The 20,441-nt window shown below is 67.2% G+C and carries 20 protein-coding genes; 4 read left to right on the top strand and 16 right to left on the bottom strand.

The window, feature by feature from the left end; genetic code table 11:
* Positions 1-275: 275 nt before the first annotated feature.
* Together nifD and nifH are read right to left on the bottom strand one after the other, a co-directional pair.
* A complete protein-coding gene (gene nifD / locus V7Q42_RS00640; protein ID WP_333821661.1) occupies positions 276-1,778 on the bottom strand; it encodes a nitrogenase molybdenum-iron protein alpha chain in 1,503 nt (500 codons plus the stop codon).
* 151 nt (positions 1,779-1,929) lie between these two features.
* Positions 1,930-2,814, bottom strand: coding sequence for a nitrogenase iron protein (nifH, locus tag V7Q42_RS00635; RefSeq protein WP_333821660.1), 885 nt, complete (start codon positions 2,812-2,814; stop codon positions 1,930-1,932).
* A gap of 525 nt (positions 2,815-3,339) precedes the next feature.
* On the opposite strand from nifH, the gene V7Q42_RS00630 reads away from it, so the two are divergent.
* Both V7Q42_RS00630 and V7Q42_RS00625 read left to right on the top strand, forming a co-directional pair.
* Positions 3,340-3,711 carry a 2Fe-2S iron-sulfur cluster-binding protein gene (locus V7Q42_RS00630; RefSeq protein WP_333821659.1) on the top strand — a complete coding sequence of 124 codons (372 nt, stop codon included), beginning with the start codon at positions 3,340-3,342 and terminating at the stop codon, positions 3,709-3,711.
* Between the two features lie 58 nt (positions 3,712-3,769).
* On the top strand, positions 3,770-4,249 hold the full coding sequence (locus V7Q42_RS00625) for a ferritin-like domain-containing protein (RefSeq protein WP_333821658.1): 480 nt from the start codon (positions 3,770-3,772) through the stop codon (positions 4,247-4,249).
* Positions 4,250-4,310: 61 nt separating this feature from the next.
* On the opposite strand, the gene V7Q42_RS00620 is transcribed toward V7Q42_RS00625, so the two are convergent.
* Positions 4,311-5,120, bottom strand: coding sequence for a histone deacetylase family protein (locus tag V7Q42_RS00620; protein WP_333821657.1), 810 nt, complete (start codon positions 5,118-5,120; stop codon positions 4,311-4,313).
* A gap of 32 nt (positions 5,121-5,152) precedes the next feature.
* On the opposite strand from V7Q42_RS00620, the gene V7Q42_RS00615 reads away from it, so the two are divergent.
* Together V7Q42_RS00615 and sodC are read left to right on the top strand one after the other, a co-directional pair.
* Positions 5,153-5,686: a hypothetical protein gene (locus tag V7Q42_RS00615; protein WP_333821656.1), complete on the top strand. Its 534-nt coding sequence runs from the start codon at positions 5,153-5,155 to the stop codon at positions 5,684-5,686.
* Positions 5,683-6,249: a superoxide dismutase [Cu-Zn] SodC gene (sodC, locus tag V7Q42_RS00610; RefSeq protein ID WP_333821655.1), complete on the top strand. Its 567-nt coding sequence runs from the start codon at positions 5,683-5,685 to the stop codon at positions 6,247-6,249. The genes V7Q42_RS00615 and sodC overlap by 4 nt, the downstream gene beginning before the upstream one ends.
* A 100-nt stretch (positions 6,250-6,349) precedes the next feature.
* On the opposite strand, the gene V7Q42_RS00605 is transcribed toward sodC, so the two are convergent.
* The 13 genes from V7Q42_RS00605 to V7Q42_RS00545 form a co-directional block, all read right to left on the bottom strand.
* The gene (locus V7Q42_RS00605) at positions 6,350-7,231 is read right to left on the bottom strand and encodes an SIR2 family NAD-dependent protein deacylase (RefSeq protein ID WP_333821654.1); all 882 of its coding nucleotides are present in this window, start codon (positions 7,229-7,231) and stop codon (positions 6,350-6,352) included.
* Between the two features lie 513 nt (positions 7,232-7,744).
* A complete protein-coding gene (nifT, locus tag V7Q42_RS00600) occupies positions 7,745-7,957 on the bottom strand; it encodes a putative nitrogen fixation protein NifT (RefSeq protein WP_333821652.1) in 213 nt (70 codons plus the stop codon).
* A 108-nt stretch (positions 7,958-8,065) separates the two neighbouring features.
* A complete protein-coding gene (locus V7Q42_RS00595) occupies positions 8,066-8,383 on the bottom strand; it encodes a nitrogen fixation protein NifZ (protein WP_333821651.1) in 318 nt (105 codons plus the stop codon).
* Positions 8,383-9,177, bottom strand: a complete 795-nt coding sequence (locus tag V7Q42_RS00590) for a 4Fe4S-binding leucine-rich repeat protein (protein ID WP_333821650.1) — start codon at positions 9,175-9,177, stop codon at positions 8,383-8,385. Before V7Q42_RS00590 ends, V7Q42_RS00595 begins: the two co-directional genes overlap by 1 nt.
* A gap of 33 nt (positions 9,178-9,210) precedes the next feature.
* Positions 9,211-9,402 (bottom strand): 4Fe-4S dicluster domain-containing protein, encoded by a 192-nt coding sequence (locus V7Q42_RS00585; protein ID WP_333821649.1) that lies wholly within the window; start codon positions 9,400-9,402, stop codon positions 9,211-9,213.
* Between the two features lie 168 nt (positions 9,403-9,570).
* Positions 9,571-11,055 (bottom strand): nitrogenase cofactor biosynthesis protein NifB, encoded by a 1,485-nt coding sequence (nifB, locus tag V7Q42_RS00580; RefSeq protein WP_333821648.1) that lies wholly within the window; start codon positions 11,053-11,055, stop codon positions 9,571-9,573.
* A 238-nt stretch (positions 11,056-11,293) separates the two neighbouring features.
* A complete protein-coding gene (gene nifA, locus V7Q42_RS00575; RefSeq protein ID WP_333821647.1) occupies positions 11,294-13,009 on the bottom strand; it encodes a nif-specific transcriptional activator NifA in 1,716 nt (571 codons plus the stop codon).
* A gap of 451 nt (positions 13,010-13,460) precedes the next feature.
* Positions 13,461-14,366, bottom strand: coding sequence for a DMT family transporter (locus tag V7Q42_RS00570; protein WP_333821646.1), 906 nt, complete (start codon positions 14,364-14,366; stop codon positions 13,461-13,463).
* A gap of 41 nt (positions 14,367-14,407) precedes the next feature.
* Entirely contained in the window at positions 14,408-15,301 is an 894-nt protein-coding gene (locus V7Q42_RS00565; RefSeq protein WP_333821645.1) for an NAD(P)-dependent oxidoreductase, read from the bottom strand.
* A gap of 36 nt (positions 15,302-15,337) precedes the next feature.
* The gene (locus tag V7Q42_RS00560; protein ID WP_333821644.1) at positions 15,338-16,849 is read right to left on the bottom strand and encodes a UxaA family hydrolase; all 1,512 of its coding nucleotides are present in this window, start codon (positions 16,847-16,849) and stop codon (positions 15,338-15,340) included.
* 123 nt (positions 16,850-16,972) lie between these two features.
* Positions 16,973-18,571 (bottom strand): TRAP transporter large permease, encoded by a 1,599-nt coding sequence (locus V7Q42_RS00555; RefSeq protein WP_333821643.1) that lies wholly within the window; start codon positions 18,569-18,571, stop codon positions 16,973-16,975.
* 96 nt (positions 18,572-18,667) lie between these two features.
* Positions 18,668-19,306 (bottom strand): TRAP transporter small permease subunit, encoded by a 639-nt coding sequence (locus V7Q42_RS00550; protein ID WP_333821642.1) that lies wholly within the window; start codon positions 19,304-19,306, stop codon positions 18,668-18,670.
* A 70-nt stretch (positions 19,307-19,376) separates the two neighbouring features.
* Complete coding sequence (locus V7Q42_RS00545) at positions 19,377-20,399, bottom strand: TRAP transporter substrate-binding protein (RefSeq protein WP_333821641.1); 1,023 nt, start codon at positions 20,397-20,399, stop codon at positions 19,377-19,379.
* Between the last annotated feature and the right edge of the window lie 42 nt (positions 20,400-20,441).

Below are 20,441 nucleotides of genomic sequence, written 5' to 3'. Positions count from 1 at the left end.
AAGGGCCGAAATCGGATACATCCGATTTCGGTGGGGGAAGGAACGCTGGGGTCGACGCCCCGCCCGCTCTTCGCGCCGCGCCCGGAAGACCGGACTCCGATTTGCGAAGGTCCTCTCCTCTGGAGTCCCCTCCCCCCTATCGAAATCGGATACATCCGATTTCGAACTTTCCGGGTTGTCCAACTCGGAAACATCCGAGTTGGACTTGGGGAGGGACAGGGAGAGGGGGCTGGGCCTCACCGGATCACACCGGTGCCCCCCGAGCATTCGGCCGATCACTCCGCCGCGGCTGCGAGCGGCGCTTCCTTGGTCCAGGGGGCGTCGAACAGATCCCAGACCGGGTTGTTGATCGCCAGATCCATGTCGCGCGCGAAGATCGCGAAGCCGTCGTAGCCGTGGTACGGGCCGGAGTAGTCCCAGGAGTGCATCTGACGGAACGGGATGCCCATCTTCTGCACCGGGTACTTCTCCTTGATGCCCGAGCCGACCAGGTCGGGACGGACCTTCTCGATGAACTTCTCGAGTTCGTAGCCGGTGACGTCGTCGTAGATCAGCGTGCCCTTCTTCACGTAGTGACCGGTGCGCTGGTAGTCGTCGTTGTGGGCGAACTCGTAGCCCGTGCCGGCGATCTCCATGCCCAGGTCTTCGTAGGCGTTGACCACGTGACGGGGGCGCAGGCCACCGACGTAGAGCATCACCTTCTTGCCCTTCAGGCGCGGGCCGTACTTGTCGATGATCTTGTCGACCAGCGGCTGGTACTTGGCGATCACCTCTTCCGCCTTGGCCTCGATCTCGGGGCCGTAGTGCTTGGCGATCTTGCGCAAGCTCAGGGCGATCTGCGAGGGACCGAAGAAGTTGTACTCCATCCACGGGATACCGTACTTCTCTTCCATGTGCCGGCAGATGTAGTTCATCGAGCGGTAGCAGTGGATGAGGTTGAGCTTGGCCTTGGGGGCGTTCTCGACCTCGGCGAGCGTCGCATCGCCCGACCAGTTGCCGACGACGCGCAGACCGATCTCCTCGAGCAGGATGCGCGAGGCCCAGGCGTCGCCGCCGATGTTGTAGTCGCCGATGACGTTGACGTCGTAGGGCGTGGTGACGACCTCGCGATCCTTCTTGTCGAAGACCCAGTCGCGGATCGCGTCGTTGGCGATGTGGTGGCCGAGCGACTGCGAGACGCCGCGGAAGCCTTCGCAACGCACCGGCACGATGGTGGTGTCGTGCTCCTTGGCCTTCTTCTTCGACACCGCTTCGATGTCGTCGCCGATCAGGCCGATCGGGCATTCCGACTGGATCGAGATGCCGTTCGCCAGCGGGAACAGACCCTCGATCTCGTCGATGATGCGCTCGAGCTTCTTGTCGCCGCCGAAGACGATGTCACGCTCCTGGAAGTCGGAGGTGAACTGCATCGTCACGAAGGTGTCGATGCCGGTGTTGCCGATGTAGTAGTTGCGGCGCTGGGACCAGGAGTACTGGCCGCAGCCGACGGGGCCGTGGGAGATGTGGACCATGTCCTTGATCGGACCCCACACCACGCCCTTGGAGCCGGCGTAGGCGCAGCCGCGGATGGTCATGACACCCGGGATCGACTTGATGTTCGACTTGACGTCGCACTCGGTGATCGCCTGGGTCTCGCCCTCGATCTCCTCGGTGCCGGCGTCGGACGCGACCGACAGATGCTTCTTGCGGCGCTTGGCGAACTTGTCGGGATACTGAGCGAGGACCTCCTCGATCAGCTTGGCGTGCATTTCGCCGTCGTTCTCATAATCGAGGCTCATGGGAACCCCCTTCTTCGAGGACCGGCGGGCATGGCTTCGCCCACGCACGGTCCGGAGCCGTGGCGCATGGCCCGCGAAGGGGCCGTTCGATGGAGATGGATCCTCCGAGGAGGGCCGGGTCGCGGGAGTGCCGCGACCCGACGACACCGCATCACTGCGCGGCGGCTTCCTTGGCCTGAAGCTCGGCGAGCTGCTGCTCTTCGGTCTTCATGATGCCGAACTCGATCAGCATGTCCTCGAGCTCTTCCATGGTGATCGGGGTCGGGATGACGCCCTTGCCGGAGTTCTCGTGGATCTTGCGGGCCAGTTCGCGGTACTCGCCGGCCTGCTTGGAGGTCGGAGCGTACTCGATGACCGTCTGGCGGCGCAGCTCGGCGTGCTGGACGATGTTGTCGCGCGGCACGAAGTGGATGAGCTTGCAGCCCAGACGCTCGGCGAGAGCCTCGGCGAGCTCGAGTTCCTTGTCGGTCTGACGCTCGTTGCAGATCAGTCCGCCGAGGCGCACGCCGCCGGAGTGGGCGTACTTCAGGATGCCCTTGGCGATGTTGTTGGCGGCATAGAGCGCCATCATCTCGCCGGACATGACGATGTAGATCTCTTGCGCCTTGTTCTCGCGGATCGGCATGGCGAAGCCGCCGCAGACGACGTCGCCGAGCACGTCGTAGGACACGTAGTCCACGTCGTCGTAGGCGCCGTTCTCTTCCAGGAAGTTGATGGCGGTGATGACGCCGCGGCCGGCGCAGCCGACGCCCGGCTCCGGGCCACCGGACTCGGTGCACTTGATGCCCTTGTAGCCGATCTTCATGACGTCCTCGATTTCGAGGTCCTCGACCGAGCCGGCTTCCGCCGCGAGATGAAGAACGGTGTCCTGGAGCTTGGTGTTCAGGATCAGGCGGGTCGAGTCCGCCTTGGGATCGCAGCCGACGATGAGGATCTTCTGACCCATCTCGACGAGAGCGGCGAGCGTGTTCTGGGAGGTGGTGGACTTGCCGATGCCACCCTTGCCGTAGAAGGCGATCTGCCGAAGCTTGGCCATGTTTCGAACCCCTTCGAGGAAACGCGGTTTCGTGGAAACTGGTCGGACACCGTCCGGTGTCGTTCATCCGTCCGGCAGCTTCCGCCGCCTTCGCAGCCAAGAGATTTCAAGCTTCGTGCCAACTGCCGAAGGAGCCGGCGCTAAATTTTTTATGTCAATGAAAACAACATGATGCTGTGTTCTCACATAATTCGGAGGGCTCGGACCGGCCCTGTCGCGACCCCGACATTTCGCGACAAGCGCTGTCGGGGTCGCGTCCGACACGGCCGGACCTCCCCATCCCGACAGGTCCTGTCGCGACCCCGACAAATTCGCGACACCCCTCCCCTCGCGCCCGCCCGCGCGAGGCGCGCGCACTCGTTCCGTCCTGGAAAAACCGGGGAAATCGGAGCTCCCGGCGCCTTGGCGCGGGGCTTGCTCGAAGGGGGTGACGCGAACCCCGTCTCGGGGCGCGGGCCGCCCCCGGGGTGCGCCTTCGTCCATGGGGTTCTCGCCGGTCCTCACCCCGCAAGTGGAGCCACGCGCATGGCCAATGTCACCTTTTCCTCCCCACTCCTCCACAAGGACGTGACCGTCTACGCCATCGCCGGCGATCGCGGCACGATCCTGTCGGTCGCCGAGAAGAACAAGATCCCGATCCCGTTCGAGTGCCGCGACGGCGAATGCGGCTCGTGCCTGTGCGAGATCGTCACGCTCACCGGCAAGACCATGGGCTCGATGCTCACCGACAAGGAGAAGAGCATGTTGAAGTCGCTCGGCAAGATCACCTCCGCCGAGATCGCCAAGGCCGAGACCGACGACATCATGCCGAAGTACCGGCTCGCTTGTCAGACCATCGTCCGCGACCAGGACATCCTGGTGAAGTTCGCCGGCGACGAGCCCGGCGGCGCCGAGTGATCCTCCCCCGACGGGCGGGGTCCGCCCCGCCCGCCGCCACATCGAGTGGAGACGAGAGATGAAGAACGTCGAGGAATTCCTCGCCTATGCCATCAAGCTCGAGGAGGAGGCGATGTTGCGCTTCGGCGAGCTCGCCGACAGTATGGCGACCTACGGCAACGCCCAGGTGGCGAAGCTCTTCCGCCGGCTCTCCGACTATTCGGCGCTGCACATGGGCGACGCCAAGGCGCGGGCCGGCTTCCGCGAGATCCCGGAGATGGGACCGCAGGACTTCCACTGGCCGCAGGGCGAGAGCCCCGAACGCGCCGCCATCTGGGCCGCCGATCCGTTCATCGCCCGCGACGAGGCGCTGCACATCGCACTGGAGGCGGAAAAGGCGGGCCTCGCCTTCTACGCCCACGTGCTCGCCACCACCGACGATCCCGAGATCCGAGTTCTCGCCAAGGAGTTCGTCGAGGAGGAGGAGGGCCACGTGCGCGAACTGGAGAAGTGGATCGCCGCCCACGACGCCGGCAAGCCGCTGCCCGTCGACGCCTGAGGGGCGGCCGACCCGCCCGACTTGACCACCCGGCCCGCACGATGCGGGCGCGGGTGTTTCGTCACGCGCCTTCGAAGCCGGTCAGCACGCCGACGACGTTGTCACCGATCGCCGCCACCGCGTAGCCGCCCTCGAGCACGAAGACGGTCGGCAGGCCGAGGCGGGCGATGTGCGCGCCGATCGCCGGATAGTCGGCGGTCTTCAGGCGGAAGTGGCTGATCGGGTCGCCCTCGTAGGTGTCGACGCCGAGCGAGACGACGAGCGCCTCGGCGCCGGTCTCGCCGATGCGCCGGCAGCCCTGCTCGAGCGCCGCGCTCCAGACCGACCAGTCGGAACCCGCGGGCATCGGCAGGTTGAGGTTGAAGCCCCTCCCCTCGCCGTCGCCGACCTCGTCGGCCGCACCGAGGAAATAGGGGTATTCGGTCGCCGGATCGCCGTGCAGGTTGACGACCACGACGTCGGAGCGTCGCCAGAAGATCTCCTGGGTGCCGTTGCCGTGGTGGAAGTCGACGTCGAGGACGGCGACGCGTTTCGCCCCGCGATCGAGGAGGTGCTGCGCGGCGCAGGCGGCGTTGTTGATGTAGCAGTAGCCGCCGGCGGCGCGGACACCGGCGTGATGACCGGGCGGACGCGCCAGCGAGAACGCCGCCCGGTCGCCCGCCGCCAACGTGTCGGCCGCGGCGAGTGCGCAGGCGTAGGAGGACTCGATCGCGTCCCAGGTCCCGGCGACGAAGGCGGATCCCGCGTCGAAGGAATAGTAGCCGAGGAGCGCGTGATCTTCTCGGGGCGGAGGTCGTCGCGCAGGCCCGGCGTCGGCCAGACGAAGGGCAACGCCGATCCGCCGTGGCCGGCCTCGGTCCACAGCCGCCACGCGTCGCGCAGGAAGTCGACATAGTCGGGACGGTGGACGCGGCGGGCGACGTCGAGGTTCGCCTCGCCCGGCTCGAGGATCGGCCCGAGCCCGACCTCGGCGACGCGGGCGCGAACGATCTCGGCGCGTTCGGGACATTCGAAGCCCGCGAGCAGCCGGCCGGCGGTCAGTTCGAGTTGGCCGGTGTGACCGGCGTGGCGGGGCGAATGGAAGGTTTTCACGGCGCGGTCCTCACGGCTCTCATGGCGGCGGCAGTCCAGGTCCGCTTCGCGGCCGATGACACCGTCGCCTTCGCATCTTCGGTCGACGGCCAACGCGATCCGTCCCGTTCGGCCCTGGTTCGGCGTCTCTTCCGTCGTCTGAGCACGGCGACGCCTTCGCCGAACCGCCGCGGCCCCGTGGGCGAGCCGCTCCGGCCGGTTTCACCGCGCCTTCCTCCAACGCTCCCGGTGACGATCGCCTCGAGCACACGTGAATATCTGAACGTTGCATCGAAGGCTTCGATCAATTTAGTTCTTCTGAAAGGGCGGATCATCGAAACGCTCGCCCTCCTGGAGGCCCCATGACGACGCTGCGCCACGCTACGACGTTTCTCTCCGTCCTCGCTCTCACCACGGCTTGCGCGGCGGTCTCCGCCGGTGCGGCGGAACCGGCGGAGATCGTGACCCGGATCTTCGCCGCGACGCCCGCGGGCGACGGCAAGGACCTCGGTACGATCCGCGCACGTGCAGCGCAGGCCCCAGCGGTCGGCGTCGTCTTCACCGCCGATCTCGCCGGGCTCGCTCCCGGTATGCATGGTTTCCACATGCACGAGAACCCGACCTGCGCGCCGGCGGCGAACAAAGACGGCCAGATGGTCGCGGCGCTGGCTGCCGGCGGACACTACGACCCGGACAAGACCGGCAAGCACGAAGGTCCCGATGGTCACGGCCACCTCGGCGACCTCCCCTACCTTTCGGTCGGCGCCGACGGTGTTTCGAAAGCGAGCGTCTCGGCTCCGCGCCTCACGATGGACCATCTCGCCGGACGCTCGCTGATGATCCATGCCGGCGGCGACAACTACTCGGATCAGCCCGCGGCGCTCGGCGGCGGCGGAGCCCGCATGGCCTGCGGGGTCATCGGCCGATAGGTCGCCGGACCGCGAGAGCCCTCGCACACGACGTCGCGCACCCCCGCACGCCTCGTGCAGGGTGGCGACGTCTGCACGCGATGGCGGCCGGGCTGCTCCGTCAGCCCACCAGGATCGCGCTCGCCTCGGTCAGCGGCATGTCGAGCACCGTGACGCCCATGTCGGCGTAGAAGCGGACTTCGTTCTTCGTCGCCGTCGCGAGGTCGGCGATCGCCACGTGGCCGCCGGCGGAGCGCTTGGTGATCTGCTTGGCGTAGATCCTCAGCATCTGGTCGTGGAAGCGACAGCCGACGAAGAGGAAGCCACGATCGGCGCGCCGGCTCTTCACCTCCTCGGGGATCGGCGACTGGATGTCGATCTCGGTCAGAACCTCGACGTAATCCGAGTCGGCGACGAGAAAGTTCTTCGCCGGGGTGATGCCGCCGTGGGGCTTGTAGAGCACCGTCCGCGCCGATCGCGCGACCTCGGGGAGCACTTCCACGCCCGAGGGGTCGTAGGCCTTGACCCAGATGTCGCGGCTCTCGCCGGCCCGCGTCACGCCCTGGATCTCGACATAGTCGTCGCGTCCGGCGGCCGTCAGGGCGGCGCGGAAGGCACCGTCGTACCAGGTGTCGACGACCAACGAGAGCGGCAGTCCGGCGAGGAAGTTCATCAGGCGCGGCGGCGTGACCGGCGCGGAGAAGACCTCCGCCATCCAGCCGGTGAGCGTCTTACGGTGGCGGCGCTGCTCGATGAACTGGGCGACCGACCACATCGAGTTGCGGATGCGCGAGGGGGCGGGCGCCCTGGCGTTCAGCGCCGCGGCGATCGCCTCCGGGGTCGCGGGAACAGGCGACGCCGCGCCGTCGGCGGTCAGGAGATCTGGCCCCAGGAACGGTGCGAGGCGATCGGCGAGGAGGGCGGCGCGGACGTCCGCGAGCTTCGCCGCGGCCGCCGCGCCGGTGAGCGCGATCGGGTCGGTACGGGTGGCGGTCATGGTCATCTCTCACTCCTCGTCGACGGCGCGTGTCTCGCGGCCTCGATCTTCCATCATCCGGCGGCCGAGCCGCGGGTTCATCCATCGATCGTCTCGTCCGACCTCGGGCCTTCTCCCCGCGGAGACCGGCGGCGGGACCTCGAACTGACCCCCGGCTTTCCCCTTCTCCCCTCGCGGGAGAAGGTGCCCCGTCAGGGGCGGACGAGGGGTGCGCACGGCAGTGCGCATCGACCGACCATCGGCGTCGTACCGGAGGAAAGGCCCAGCCCCCTCATCCGGCCTTCGGCCACCTTCTCCCGCAAGGGGAGAAGGGAGGGTCTCCCGGATGCGCCTCGCGGAACGCCGAGAGTGTTGCTCCGACCTTCCCCACCCGTCATCCCCGGGCTCGACCCGGGGACCCATCTGCCTTTCCCCGCGTCGCGCCGCCGATGGGTCGCCGGGTCGAACCCGGCGATGACGGCGGAGAGGGCGGCGTTCCGGTCGAGGTCACGCGTTTCCCGGCAGGCGGGCCACCCCCGATCACTCGTCGTCGCCGACCTTGCGGGCGTTGACGGTCACCGGCAGGCGGGTGTCGGCGGGCATCGCCGGCAGGATCAGCACCCAGCCGTTCTTCATCTTCACCGAGCCGCCCCACATGCTCTCCTTCTCCATCTCGACGATCGGCTCCTCGAGATCCTTCTTCGGCAGATAGGCCGAAAGGCCCTTGGGGGTGTTGCGGATCATGACCTTCATGCGTGGGCTTCCCTCTCGTCCCGCGACCGGCGTGGGCCCGGCCGCTTCCCCCGGCTCGGGGCCGGAAAATTCGCTTTCGGCACCCCGAACGGGACGCACGACGTCGCCTCACGCGGCGGCGACCGCCGCCTCGGCGTCGCCGTCCGGCGCCGTTTGCGGATTGTCGAGGCTGATCAGTTCCTTGCCGCGCATGCCGACGATGGTGCCGCGCTCCGGCCACTCGACCGCGTAGATCCAGAACATCTGCAGGAAGGTGCCGATGTCGCGCACGTAACCCATGTCGCCCTTCTGGACGAGCGGCTCGCCGATCTCCTTGCGTGGATAGGTGCCGTCGTTCTTGACCATGCGCTTGGCCCGCACCCGCTCGCCCGGCTTGAACACCGGCGGTCTGCGGACCTCGACTTCTTCCTCGCGTCCGAGCCCCATCACACGTCCCCCTGCGGTTCGAGCCTCTGGCGCGCGCTCTCGCGCACCACGTCTTCCGGATCGTCGAGAAAGCGGGGAAGCTCCTCGAGCGGCGCGCGCTCCACCACGGTGAAGCGCACTCTGAGATCCTCGTCGTCGGCCAAGAGTTTCAGGTGCTCCGGCCGCATCCGTTCGGCGACGATCAGGCGGACCGTCGGATCGACGTCGGCGACCATCGCGGTCAGCAGATTGTCGTCGATGCGTCGCGCCGCCTCGCGGCGGATGTCGGCGTCCGCGTCGTGGATGACGCGGACGAGCAGCGCCGGCGGCGCCTTGCGCGCCGCGGCGAGGCGGACGCCGTAGTCGGGATCGGCGAGGAGCGGCACGAGATCGTCCCCGTCGAGCCGGCGCGCGATGGTCATCCGCACGCGACGGTCGGGATCGCCGACGAAACGCCGCACCCGGGTCTTGGGCAGTCTCAGCGCCACCATGGCGCGGACGTCCGGCTCGGGGTCGTCGATCAGCGGCGTCAGGCGGAAGAGGCTGGCGTATTTCGCCGCCAGCGTCCGCACCTCGAAATAGGGATGCCCGAGGTAGCGATCGGCCTGCAGCGGATTGGCCGCAAAGAAGCGGTCGATGCGCTTGCCGCGGCGATCATTCACGCAGGTCCGGCCGAGATCGCACATCCCCGCCCGGCGGTTCTCCTCGTGGGCACAGTCCCGGCAGGAGACCGGATTGCCCAGCCAATCGACCGTCTCGTCTTCGACGACCGGCTGGGCCACGGGTTCGGTGCGCTCGCTCTCGGATCCGGCCATGCGGCGTCCCCTCTCGCCGGTGGTCGCGACGGCTCAGGCCTTGATGCAGGTCTTGGGCACCGGGCAGACGGCGGCGCACTGCTGGGTGTCCATGCCGTCGCATTCGGTGCACTTGGCCGGGTCGATGATGTAGGTTTCGCCCTTCATCTTGATGGCGGCGGAGGGGCACTCGAACTCGCAGGCGCCGCAGCTGGTGCACTGGGAGGCGATGATCTTGAAGGCCATGGAAGTCTTCTCCTGTGGTCGTCACGTCGTGTCGGCGGCGGAGCGCCGGGTGGGGCCGTCCGGAGGGATCCCCGGACCTGACGCGAGCGAACGACGGCCCAACTTCCGTCGACACCCACGAAGCTCCGGGACGGGCCGATCCGGCCCCGCCCCGGAAAAGGCGGGCGGTCAGGCGACCGCGGTGATCGGCTCGACGCCGTATTCGGCGGCATAGAGCGCGCCGATCGCCGTCTCGATGTAGTCGAAGCCGTAAGCATCGGTGGCGCGGATGCCGGCGGCCGTCAGCATGCCCTTGGGGCAGTCGCCGATCTTGGCGCAGAGCACCACCTCGACGCCTTCCAGCGCCCGGATCACGCTGTCGAGCGTCGCGTCCTCGCCCCAGCCGCCCTCGCAGTACTGGGTCTCGACCTTGCGGTGACCGACGAAGGTGATGCCCTTCGGACCGGCTTCGTAGACCTGGAACTCCTTGGCGTGGCCGAAGTGTTCGTTGATGCGGCCGCCGCCCTTGGTCGCCACCGCGACGAGGAGCTTGGCTTCCGCCGCGACGTCCTTGACCGCCGCCACCGCCGCCTGCTTGGCCTCGACGTGATCGCCGCGCTCCTTGGCCACGATCTCGCGATAGGCCTCGCGCTTGGAGGCGTCGTAGGTGACGGTCTCGGGCAACTGATCGAGGGTGAACTCCTGGCCGCGGTCCTCTCCGAGGAGGCCGACGGCGTCGGCGCGGCACTGGCGGCAGTGGCGCATCAGCTTGGCGCCGCCCTCGAGTTCGTCCTGGAGAGCCTTCAGCTCCATCGCCGTCGGCCCGCGCTGGCCGGTGAGGCCGTAATGGGTGCCGTGCGCCGGATCGGAGATCAGCGGCATGACGTTGTGGAGGAAGGCGCCGCGCTCCTTCACCCACTTGTTGACTTCGAGCAGGTGCTCGTCGTTGACGCCGGGGATCAGCACCGAGTTGATCTTGGTGAGGATACCGCGGGCGGTGAGCATCTCCAGCCCGAGCATCTGGCGCTCGTGCAGGATGCGCGCCGCCTCGATGCCCTCGTAGCGACGCTTGTTGTAATAGATCCAGGGATAGATCTTCGCGCCGATCTCGGGATCGACCATGTTGATGGTGATCGTGACGTGATCGACGTTCATCTCGGCGAGTTCGTCGACGTGATCGGGCAGCGCCAGACCGTTGGTCGAGATGCAGAGCTTGATGTCGGGGATCTCCTTCGAGATCGCCTCGAAGGTCGCCTTGGTCTTCTTCCAATCGTAGCAGGCGTCACCCGGGCCGGCGATACCGAGCACCGACAGCTGCGGCACCTCGTTGGCCACGGTGACGACCTTGCGCATCGCCTGATCGGGGGTCAGCTTCTCGGAGACGACGCCGGGGCGGCTCTCGTTGGCGCAGTCATACTTCCTGTTGCAGTAGTTGCACTGGATGTTGCAGGCCGGCGCCACGGCGACGTGCATGCGGGCGAAATAGTGGTGCGCCTCTTCCGAATAGCAGGGATGATCCTTGATCTTCTCCCAGGTGGCGGCATCCATGTCGTCGGGCTTGGCCGACGAGCCGCAGGACGACGACGAACAACCGCCCGACGCGGCGGTCTTCTCGAGCGCGTCGACGTCGATCGGCTGGAGCAGGCTGTCGAGCGAGATCATCGGCTGGTTCATGCGACCACTCCCCTCGGTATGGTTCGAGAGAGAGTTCGCAAGGGGCATGCCAGCGCTTCATGCCTCTGTTTTATCGAAGTTTTCTTCAGACTGAGCGAATTCCGACACAGGCCGGACCGACATCGGTGTCGAATGTCCGACAACGTCCGGCGGCCGATCTCCAAGGTCGGTGAAAAAGAGAGACGGCCCGGAGTTCTCCGGGCCGCCCCAGGGTCGTCGACAGGAGGAACGTCGGCGATCAGAACCTCTTCAATTCGATGTCGTGCTTCTTCAGGGCGTAGCCGATCTGTCGGGGGGTCAGCCCGAGCAGACGGGCGGCCTTGGCCTGCACCCAGCCGGAGCGCTCCATGGCGTCGACCAGACGGTCGCGCTCCGATTGGCGGCCGCCGAGGGCCGGACAGGCGGGATCGGCGGCGTGTTCGCACAAGCCCGCCGGGATCTCGCTGCCGCCGGCGGAAGGGGCCGCGACCGGAGCGGACGCCGCGACCGCCGGGGGGACGCCCCAGTCGGGGGTCGGCGCCACGGCGACCGCACCGGAAGCGAGCACATCGATCGGGTCGGGAGTGGCGGGCGGCTTCGGCGCGCTCTTCCACAGGAGCGCGGAGAGGCAGTTGCCGCTGTGACAGGCGAAGTCCGCCGCGACGATCTGTTCGCCGTGAGCGAGCGTCGCGGTGCGGCGGACGCAGTTCTCAAGCTCGCGCACGTTGCCCGGGAAGTAGCAGCGCTTGAGCATCTCCATCCCCGAGGTGGCGATCGCCAGATGGCGGCCGTTCTCGGCGTTGAAGCGCTCGACGAAGGCGCGGGCGAGTTGCGGGATGTCGCCGGGGCGTTCGCGCAACGGCGGCAGGAACACCGGCACGACGTTGATGCGATAGTAGAGATCGGCGCGGAACTCCCCCTTGGCGACCGCCTCCTCGAGGTTCTTGTTGGTGGCGCAGACGAGGCGAACGTCGACCTTCAACGTCTTGTTGCCGCCGACCCGCTCGAACTCGCCCTCCTGGAGGACGCGCAGCAGCTTGGCCTGGAAGGCGGGTGAGATCTCGCCGATCTCGTCGAGCAGCAGCGTACCGCCGTGTGCCATCTCGAAGCGGCCGGCGCGGGTGGCCACGGCGCCGGTGAAGGAGCCCTTCTCGTGGCCGAAGAGTTCGCTCTCCAGCACGCTCTCGGGCAGCGCCGCGCAGTTGAGCTTGACGAAGGGCTTGTGCTTGCGCGGGGAGAGATCGTGGATGGCGCGGGCGAAGAGCTCCTTGCCGGTGCCGCTCTCGCCGCGCAACAGCACCGTCGAGTTCGACTTGGCGACGACGGCGATGGTGGCGAGAACCCGCTTCACCGGGGCGCTGTCGCCGACGATGCCGTCGACCTTCGGGGCCGGCGACCGGGTCCGCTGGGCCAGTTCGTTGCCGAGCGCCTTCTCGAAGGCGCCGCGCTCGTCGAGCAGGCGCTGGCGATCGGCGGCGAGGATGCGGTGGAGACGCACCGTCTGCCCAGCGAGGCTCGCCACCATCGACAGGAAGCGAAGGTCGTCGTCGATGCGGAAGAGGGTCTGGCCGTCCCAGATGCGATCGATCGACAGCGTGCCGACCACCTTGTCGGCCACCTTGATCGGGACGCCGAGGAAGGACACGCGAGCGCCGCTCCCCTCCGCCATCGCCGCCTCGGCTTCGGCGAAGAGCGGATCGGTCGCCACGTCGTGGACGACCAGCGGCGTCGCGGTGGCGACGATGCGATCGATCACGCCGCGCGGCAGGCAGTCGATGGCGCGACCGCCCCCCTGCCGGGTCCAGCCGGCGGTCGCGACGATCTCGATCTCGCCGGGATCGTCGAGAACGACGATCATCCCGCGCCGCATCCTGAGGAACGAAGTCAGGACGTTGACGACGTTCGACAGGGCCACCTCGAGGCGCGCCGGAGTCGTCAGGATCTTCGAGATCTCGTAGATCCCGAACAGCGCCATCTCCGCGCTGACCTTGCCGCGTACTTCCGATACCGGCGATGTCGAAGGCTTTTCATCGGCGCGACGATCACCGCCCTCGCCGTTTACGGCGATGGTGGAAATGCCCATGCGTCATCTCCTTCCAGATCTCCCTCTTCTTCGGCAATTTTCGTGCCGAAAGATCTGTCCGGGGCATTCCGGATGCTGAGCCTCGACTGTCGGAATGTCACGCTGCTTTTGTGAGCAAGCCTTCTCGCAGCTGCACAATGGAATCGCAATAACCTTCCGTCCTTGAAATATTTCGCGATACGGCAAGGGGCGCCGGGCTCGTCCGCATGTCCCGATCGCAAACGGGCTTCCGACATCGAGGGAGCCTTCGCGCGCGCGACGCGGCACGAGTCGGGATCGACGGCGCAGCCTCACGCGACGTCGTGCGGCTCCTCGCCGCTCGGCGTCACCGATCGGTCCGCTCCTACGGTCGCGTCGAGCGGTTCAGCCGACGCTCGCGCATCCAGATCACCAGACCGGAGGCGATGATGATCGCCGCGCCGGCCATCGTCCACCGATCGGGAACGGTGTCGAAGAGGAACCAGCCCCAGAAGCCCATGTAGAGGAGGTAGATATAGGTGTAGGGCGTCAGCGCCCCGGCTTCGGCGTAGCCGTAGGCGCGGGTGAGCGTCTCGTGGCTGGCCCAGCCGAAGACGCCCATGCCGAGCAGCAACACCCATTCCACGAGCGAACCCGGGGTCACCCACACCCAGGCTGCGACCGGGGCGAGGACGACGGTGCCGATCAGCCCGGCGTAGAGCTGCATGGTGTCGGTCGAGACGCTGCCGGCGAGCTTGCGGGTCATCAGCGAGTAGACGGCGAAGATGACGGCGTTGGTGAAGGACAGCAGCATCGCCCAGTGGAAGCTGGCGTCGAAGGGGCGCAGCGCGACGACGATGCCGACGAAGCCGGCGACAATGGCGCTCCACCGCCAGATCCCGACCCGCTCGCCGAGCACCGGCCCCGACAGCGCGGCGATGATGATCGGCGCGGAGAAGAGGATGGTCGCGGTCAGCGTCAACGGCAGATAGCGCAGCGCGAAGAAGTTGATGACCGTCGAAAACATGAGGATGAAGCCGCGGGTCAGCACCAGCCGTTTGTGGGTGGTGCCGAAGCGCGCGACGGAGCCGCCCTGGCGGGCAATCAGCGCGAGCGCGATCACCGAATGGCCGAAGTAGCGGAAGAACGCCGCCTGGAACGCCGGAATGCCCGCGAGAACCAGGGACTTCCCGGCGGCATCGACACAGGAGAAGCCGAGATAGGTCAACAGCATCAGCGCGATGGCGAGCATCGGGCGATCTTCGTTGGGGCGTGCGGTCGTCCCGGCCATCGTTCTCGTCCGCTCCGCCTTCCGGTCGTCCCCAGGCGTTCCTAGGCGTCCCGCCGAATCAGGGTCGAGACGAAATCGACCAGTCGCGGCACGTTGTCCTTGCCGTGGCCACCGGCCACCGCCAGATCGAGCAGCAGCTTGGCGGCGCCCGACATGACCGTCGCCGAGCCCGAGTCCTCGGCCATACGGATGTAGTAGCCGACGTCCTTGCGGGCGTTCTCGAGCGCGAAGGCGAGCTTGTCGGCGTCGCCGTCGATCGCATAGGCCTTGACCAGGTCCATCATGCCGGAATGGAGCGGACCGGCCGACATCACGTCGTAGATCTTCTGCCGCGGGATGCCGGTGGCGTCGGCCATGACGAAGACCTCCGACATGGCGGAGGCCGTGGTCATGGCGAAGAAGTTGTTGATCAGCTTGATGGTGTGGCCCGAACCGAGGGTGCCGAGGTGGAAGACGTTCTCGCCAAGATCGTCGAGGATCGGGCGGATGCGGGCGAAGGTCGCCTCGTCGCCGGCGCACATGATGTTGAGCTTGCCCTCGCGGCCGTGCGACGGGGTGCGGCCGAGCGGTGCGTCCATGTAGGTCGCTCCGACCGCGGCCACCGCGGCGCCGATCGCCCGGGTCGAGGCCGGCAGGGACGTACCGAAATCGATGGCGACGGCGCCCGGCCTCAATCCGGCGATGACACCGTCGTCGCCGTACATGCGGCTCTCGACCTGTGCGGAGGTGCCCATGCACAGCATGACGACGTCGCTCGCCGCGGCGAGGTCGCGCGCCGTCTTCGCCTCGCGCGCGCCGCGCGCGCGCGCCGCCTCGACGCCCGATCTGTCACGGTGACCGAGCACCGTCACCGCGTAGTCGCGATCGAGGAGTCGTTGGACCATGGCCGATCCCATCAGGCCGAGCCCGATGAAGCCGATCGTGGGTCTGGTCATGTGCTTTTCTCCGCTTTCCGACGCCCGAGCGCCGGCTCACATCGTCGCGCCGATCTGCCAGGGCACGAATTCGAGGTCACCGAGGCCTTCGGCCTCGGACTTGGATTTCTCGCCCGACGCGACTCGGAGCATGAGATCGTAGATCTCCCTGCCCTTCTCTTCGAGCCCGATCCCGGCGGAGAGCATCGCGCCGGCGTCGACGTCCATGTCGTCGCTCATCCGCCGATACATGTCGGTGTTGGTGGCGATCTTGATACAGGGCGCCGGCTTCGAGCCGAAGGCCGAGCCGCGCCCGGTGGTGAAGGCGATGAGATTGCACCCCGAGGCGATCTGGCCGGTGGCCGAGACCGGGTCGTAGCCCGGCGAATCCATGAAGGTGAAGCCGCGCGCCGTCACCGGTTCGGCGTAGCGATAGACGCCGGCGAGCGGCGTCGTGCCGCCCTTCATCGCCGCCCCGAGAGACTTCTCGAGGATGGTCGTCAGGCCGCCCTTCTTGTTGCCGGGGCTCGGATTGTTGTCCATCGAACCGCGGTTGCGGGCGGTATAGTCCTCCCACCAGCGGATCAGCGCGACGAGCTTCTCGCCGGTCGGCCGGTCGACGGCGCGACGGGTCAGGAGATGTTCGGCGCCGTAGATCTCCGGCGTCTCGGCGAGCACCCCGGTGCCGCCCTGCGCCACCAGGAGATCGCAGGCGCGACCCAGCGCCGGGTTGGCGGTGATGCCCGACCAGGCATCCGACCCGCCGCATTGCAGCCCGACCATCAGTTCGGAGGCCGGACAGGGCGTGCGCCGCGCCCGGTCGGCGATCGGCAAAATCTCGCGCACCTTCTCGATACCGCGTTCGATGGTGCGCCGCAGGCCGGCGACCTCCTGGATGTTCATCGTCTGGAACAACGGCCCCCGCTCGACCCCGTAGGCGTCGAGGAGCCAGTCGATCTGGTTGGTCTCGCAGCCGAGCCCGACCATCAGCACGCCGGCGACGTTGGGATGGCGGGCATAGCCCCACATCACCCGCTGCAACGCGTCGAAGCCCTCGCCCGACGAGGCCATGCCGCAGCCGGTGCCGTGGACGAAGGCGACGACGCCGTCGACGTTGGGGTAGCGCGCCATCTCCTCCGGCCCGAAGGCCGAGGCGATGGCGCGGGCCGCCGTCGCCGAGCAGTTCACCGAGGTGAGTACGGCGATGAAGTTGCGTGTCCCGACCCGGCCGTCGGCGCGCCGGTAGCCCATGAAGGTGTCGCGATCGGCCTCCGCCACCATCACCGGCCGCCGGAGGTCGGTCGAGAACTCGTAGCCCGCATCGACGTGGCGGAACTCGAGATTGTGGGTGTGGACGTGCTCGCCGGCGCGGATGTCCGTCGCGGCGAAGCCGATGATCTGGGCGTATTTGCGCACCGGCGCGCCGGCCGGGATGTCGACGGTGGCGATCTTGTGCCCGCGCGGGATGGCGACCGACGCCGCCGTTCCTTCGACGGCCGCGCCGATCTCCAGCGCCCGCGTCACCGTGACGACGTTGTCGGCATCGTCGAGCCGGATGAAATCCCTCATGCCGCGATCTCCCGAATCGTCTCGAACCGCACCGTCCGTCCCTCGCAGAGGAGAAATGGTATACCGATTCGGTCCGATCCTACTCGCTCCGCCGCACGCCTCGGGTCCATCGTCGCGCCGTCCTCAGGACCGGAAGAACATGGTCAGTTCGGGGAAGAAGAACACGAGCATCAGCACCAGCAGCTGGATCGCCATGAACGGCATGAAGCCGCGGAAGATGTCCTGCAGACTGATCTGCGGCGGAGCGACCGACTTCAGATAGAAGGCCGCCGGGCCGAAGGGCGGTGACAGGAACGACACCTGCATGTTGACGCAGAACAGGATACCGAACCACACCGGCACGAAGCTGCGGGCGTCGACCAGCGGCGAGAAGACGCCGATCTCCTCGACCGGCAGCTTCAGCACGATCGGCAGGAACACCGGCATGACCAGCAGCACGATGCCGACCCAATCCATGAAGGCGCCGAGGAAGAGGAAGATCACCATCATCACCGCGAGGATCATGAGCGTCGGCATCTCGGCCCCGACGATCAGGTTGGCGACATAGGTCGGCCCGCCGGCGATGGTGTAGGCGCCGGCCAGCGCGGTGGCGCCGAAGGTCACCCAGATGATCGTGCCGGTGGAGCGGAAGGTGCGCATCAGCGCTTCCTTCACCAGCGTGAAGGTGAGTTCGCCGCGGATGGCGATGAGGATCAGCACGGCGACGCAGCCCATGCCGGCGGCTTCGGTGATCCCGGTGACGCCGCCGTAGATCGAGCCGAGCACGATGAGGACGACGATCATCGGGGCGACGAGGCCGCGGGTCATCTTCCAGGTGTCGTGGATGTTCTTCCGGCCGAAGACGAGCCGCGGCAGGACGAGGCCGGCGGCGAACAGCGCCGCGAAGATCGCGATCCGATCGAAGCCGTAGGGCTTGTAGTCGTCCGGTTTGAGAAGGCCGAAGTGGTTCTGCGTCTCGATCATCGCCGCGTGGGAGAGACCGAGAGCGCCGGCCACCGCACCCAGCCACAGCAGGAAGGTGACGAAGGCGAGCCGCTTCTCGGCCGCCGGCAACTCGTCCTCGTCGGGTTCGGGCAGCGGCGCCAGCGACGGGTTCAGCTTGGTGCGAATGACGATGTAGGCGATGTAGAGGCCGCCGAGGATGAAGCCGGGCACGAAGGCGCCGCGGAACAGCGCGTCGATCGAGGTGTCGGTGATCAGTCCGTACATGATCAGCACGATCGACGGCGGGATCATCGTCCCGAGCGAGCCGGAGGCGCAGATGGTGCCGACCGCCATGTTCTGATCGTAGCCGAGGCGCAGCATCTGCGGCAGCGCGATCAGTCCGAGGAGAACCACCTCGCCGCCGATGATGCCCGACATGGCGGCCATGACGATGGCCATGATCGAGGTGACGATGGCGATGCCGCCGCGGGTCCGGCTCAGCCAGAGGAGCAGGCTGTCGTACATGTCGCGGGCGATCGACGATCGTTCGAGCAGCGTCGCCATGAGGATGAAGAGCGGGACCGAGATCAACACGTAATCGGTGGCGAGGCCGTACATCCGCTGCGCCAGGATGTTGAGCGGCCCGGTGCCGAAATGGCCGTAGAGCAGGTTCGGCCCGAACTTCATCACCATCACCACCACGGCGAGGAAGCCGGAGGCGAAGCCGAGCGGCATGCCGATCGCCAGCAGCATCAGCATGCCGAGCATCACCACGAGCGAGATCGTACCGATGTCCATGAGTGTCCGTCCCGTGTCTCCGCCGGCTCGGAAGCCCGAAAGGCGCCGGTCTCTCGTTTCGTCGCGGGTGAAATGAGGGCGAAACGTCGCCGCGGATCAGCCCGCGGCGGATCTCTGTTGCGCGGCGTGCTCGGCGGCGCGCTCGGCCGCATGCTCGGCTTCGCGTTTCGCGTCGATCTCCGCCTCCGAACGGCGGATCGCCTCGACGTCGATGTCGACCTCGTCGAGGATGGAGTGTTCGGCGGCGGTTCGGCCCCAATCGGCGATCAGATTGGAGACCGCCTGAATGGCGGTGAGCGTCACCACGATCAGGATGAGCGGCTTGATGGTGGCCGGCAGCGGCGGGTCCCAGGCGGTGCCGAAGGTCTCCCAACGCATCATCTTGGCCCAGGCTTCGCCGAAGCCGCCCCACACCACCGAGAAGACGAAGATCAGCAGCAACAGCGTCGAGACGACGTCGAAGGTGCGCCGGAGCCACAACGGCGCCATGTCACGCAACAGCGTGATGCGGATGTGGCTGCGCTGCTGCATCGAATAGAGGCCGGCGAGCAGATAGACCGCACCGGCGATCCACAGGGACATCTCGTTGGCCCACAGCGTCGGGCTGGCGAAGATGTAGCGCATCACCACTTCGATGGTCATCACCACCACGATGACGGCGGGCAGGATCATCGAGATCCGGCTCACCGACCACGTGACGAGATCGACCGGACCGGTCCGTTCGTGCTCGACCATGGAGGTCTCCCCGACAGGGCGCGACGAGAGAGAGGAGCGGCGGGCCGGTGACCGACCCGCCGCGATCGGCTCACTTGACCAGGAGGCCGAGTCCGTCGAGGTACGACTTGTGGCTGGCGACGAGGGCCTTCGCTTCCGGCGTGGTGGCGAACTCGTCCCAGGAGGCCTGCGCCGCCTTGTGGAAGGCCTGGCGATCGGCGGCGCTCCAGTCGGAGATGGTCACACCCTTCGCCTTGAGCTTGGCGGCGGCCTCGTTGTTGGCCTTGTCACCCGCCATCGCCTGACGCAGCGCCAGCTTCTCCATGGCGACTTCCATGATGCGGCGCTGAGCCGCCGGCATGCCCTCCCACTTCGCCTTGTTGCAGGCGAGGTGGTCGGACGGCATCGAATGGAAGCCCGGATAGTTGGCGTGCTTGGCGATGTCGTAGAGGCCCATCGCCATGTTGTTGGCCAGGATCGAGGCGTCGGCGCCGTCGATGATGCCGGTCTGCAGCGCGGTGAACACCTCGGTGAAGTCCATCACCACCGGCTTGGAACCGAGCTTCTCGAAGATCTTGGTCTCCATGCCCGGGGGCGAACGGAACTTCCAGCCCTTGAGGTCGGCGATGCCGGCGATCGGCTTGGTCGAGGCGAGCGATTCCTGGCCGACGACCCACCAGCCGATGAGCTGCATGTCGTACTTGTTGTAGAGCTTCTGGGCGACGTCCTTGCCGCCGCCGAGGAGCAGCCAGCTGAGCTGCTGATAGGGCGTGTCGTAACCGCCCATGATGTCGCCGACGAACTGGAAAGCCGGGTTCTTGCCGGTCTGATAGGCGCCGCCGGTCATGTCGCAGTCGAGGATGCCGCTCGCCGCCGCGTCGAAGGTTTCGACCGACTTCACCACCGACGACGAATAGAACATCTCGATCTTGATGGCGCCGCCCGACATCGTCTGGACGTCGTCGACGAACATCGCGGCGTTCTTGCCCGAGATCGTCTCCGGTCCGTAGTGCGTCTGGATGCGCAGCGTGGTCGTGGCGTCGGCGGCGAAGGCGCCCGTGGCGGCCATGGCAACTGCGGCCGTCATCGCGAGAAGCGACTTCTTCAGTTTCATGGGCTCTTTCCTCCTGATTGGCCGGCGCCGGATTCTTGTCGC

The sequence above is a fragment of the Pinisolibacter sp. genome (genome assembly GCF_036782435.1).
GTDB lineage: Bacteria > Pseudomonadota > Alphaproteobacteria > Rhizobiales > Ancalomicrobiaceae > CALBKH01.
Note: the sequence above shows the minus strand (reverse complement) of the source record. Positions and strands in the feature narration are given on the sequence as shown.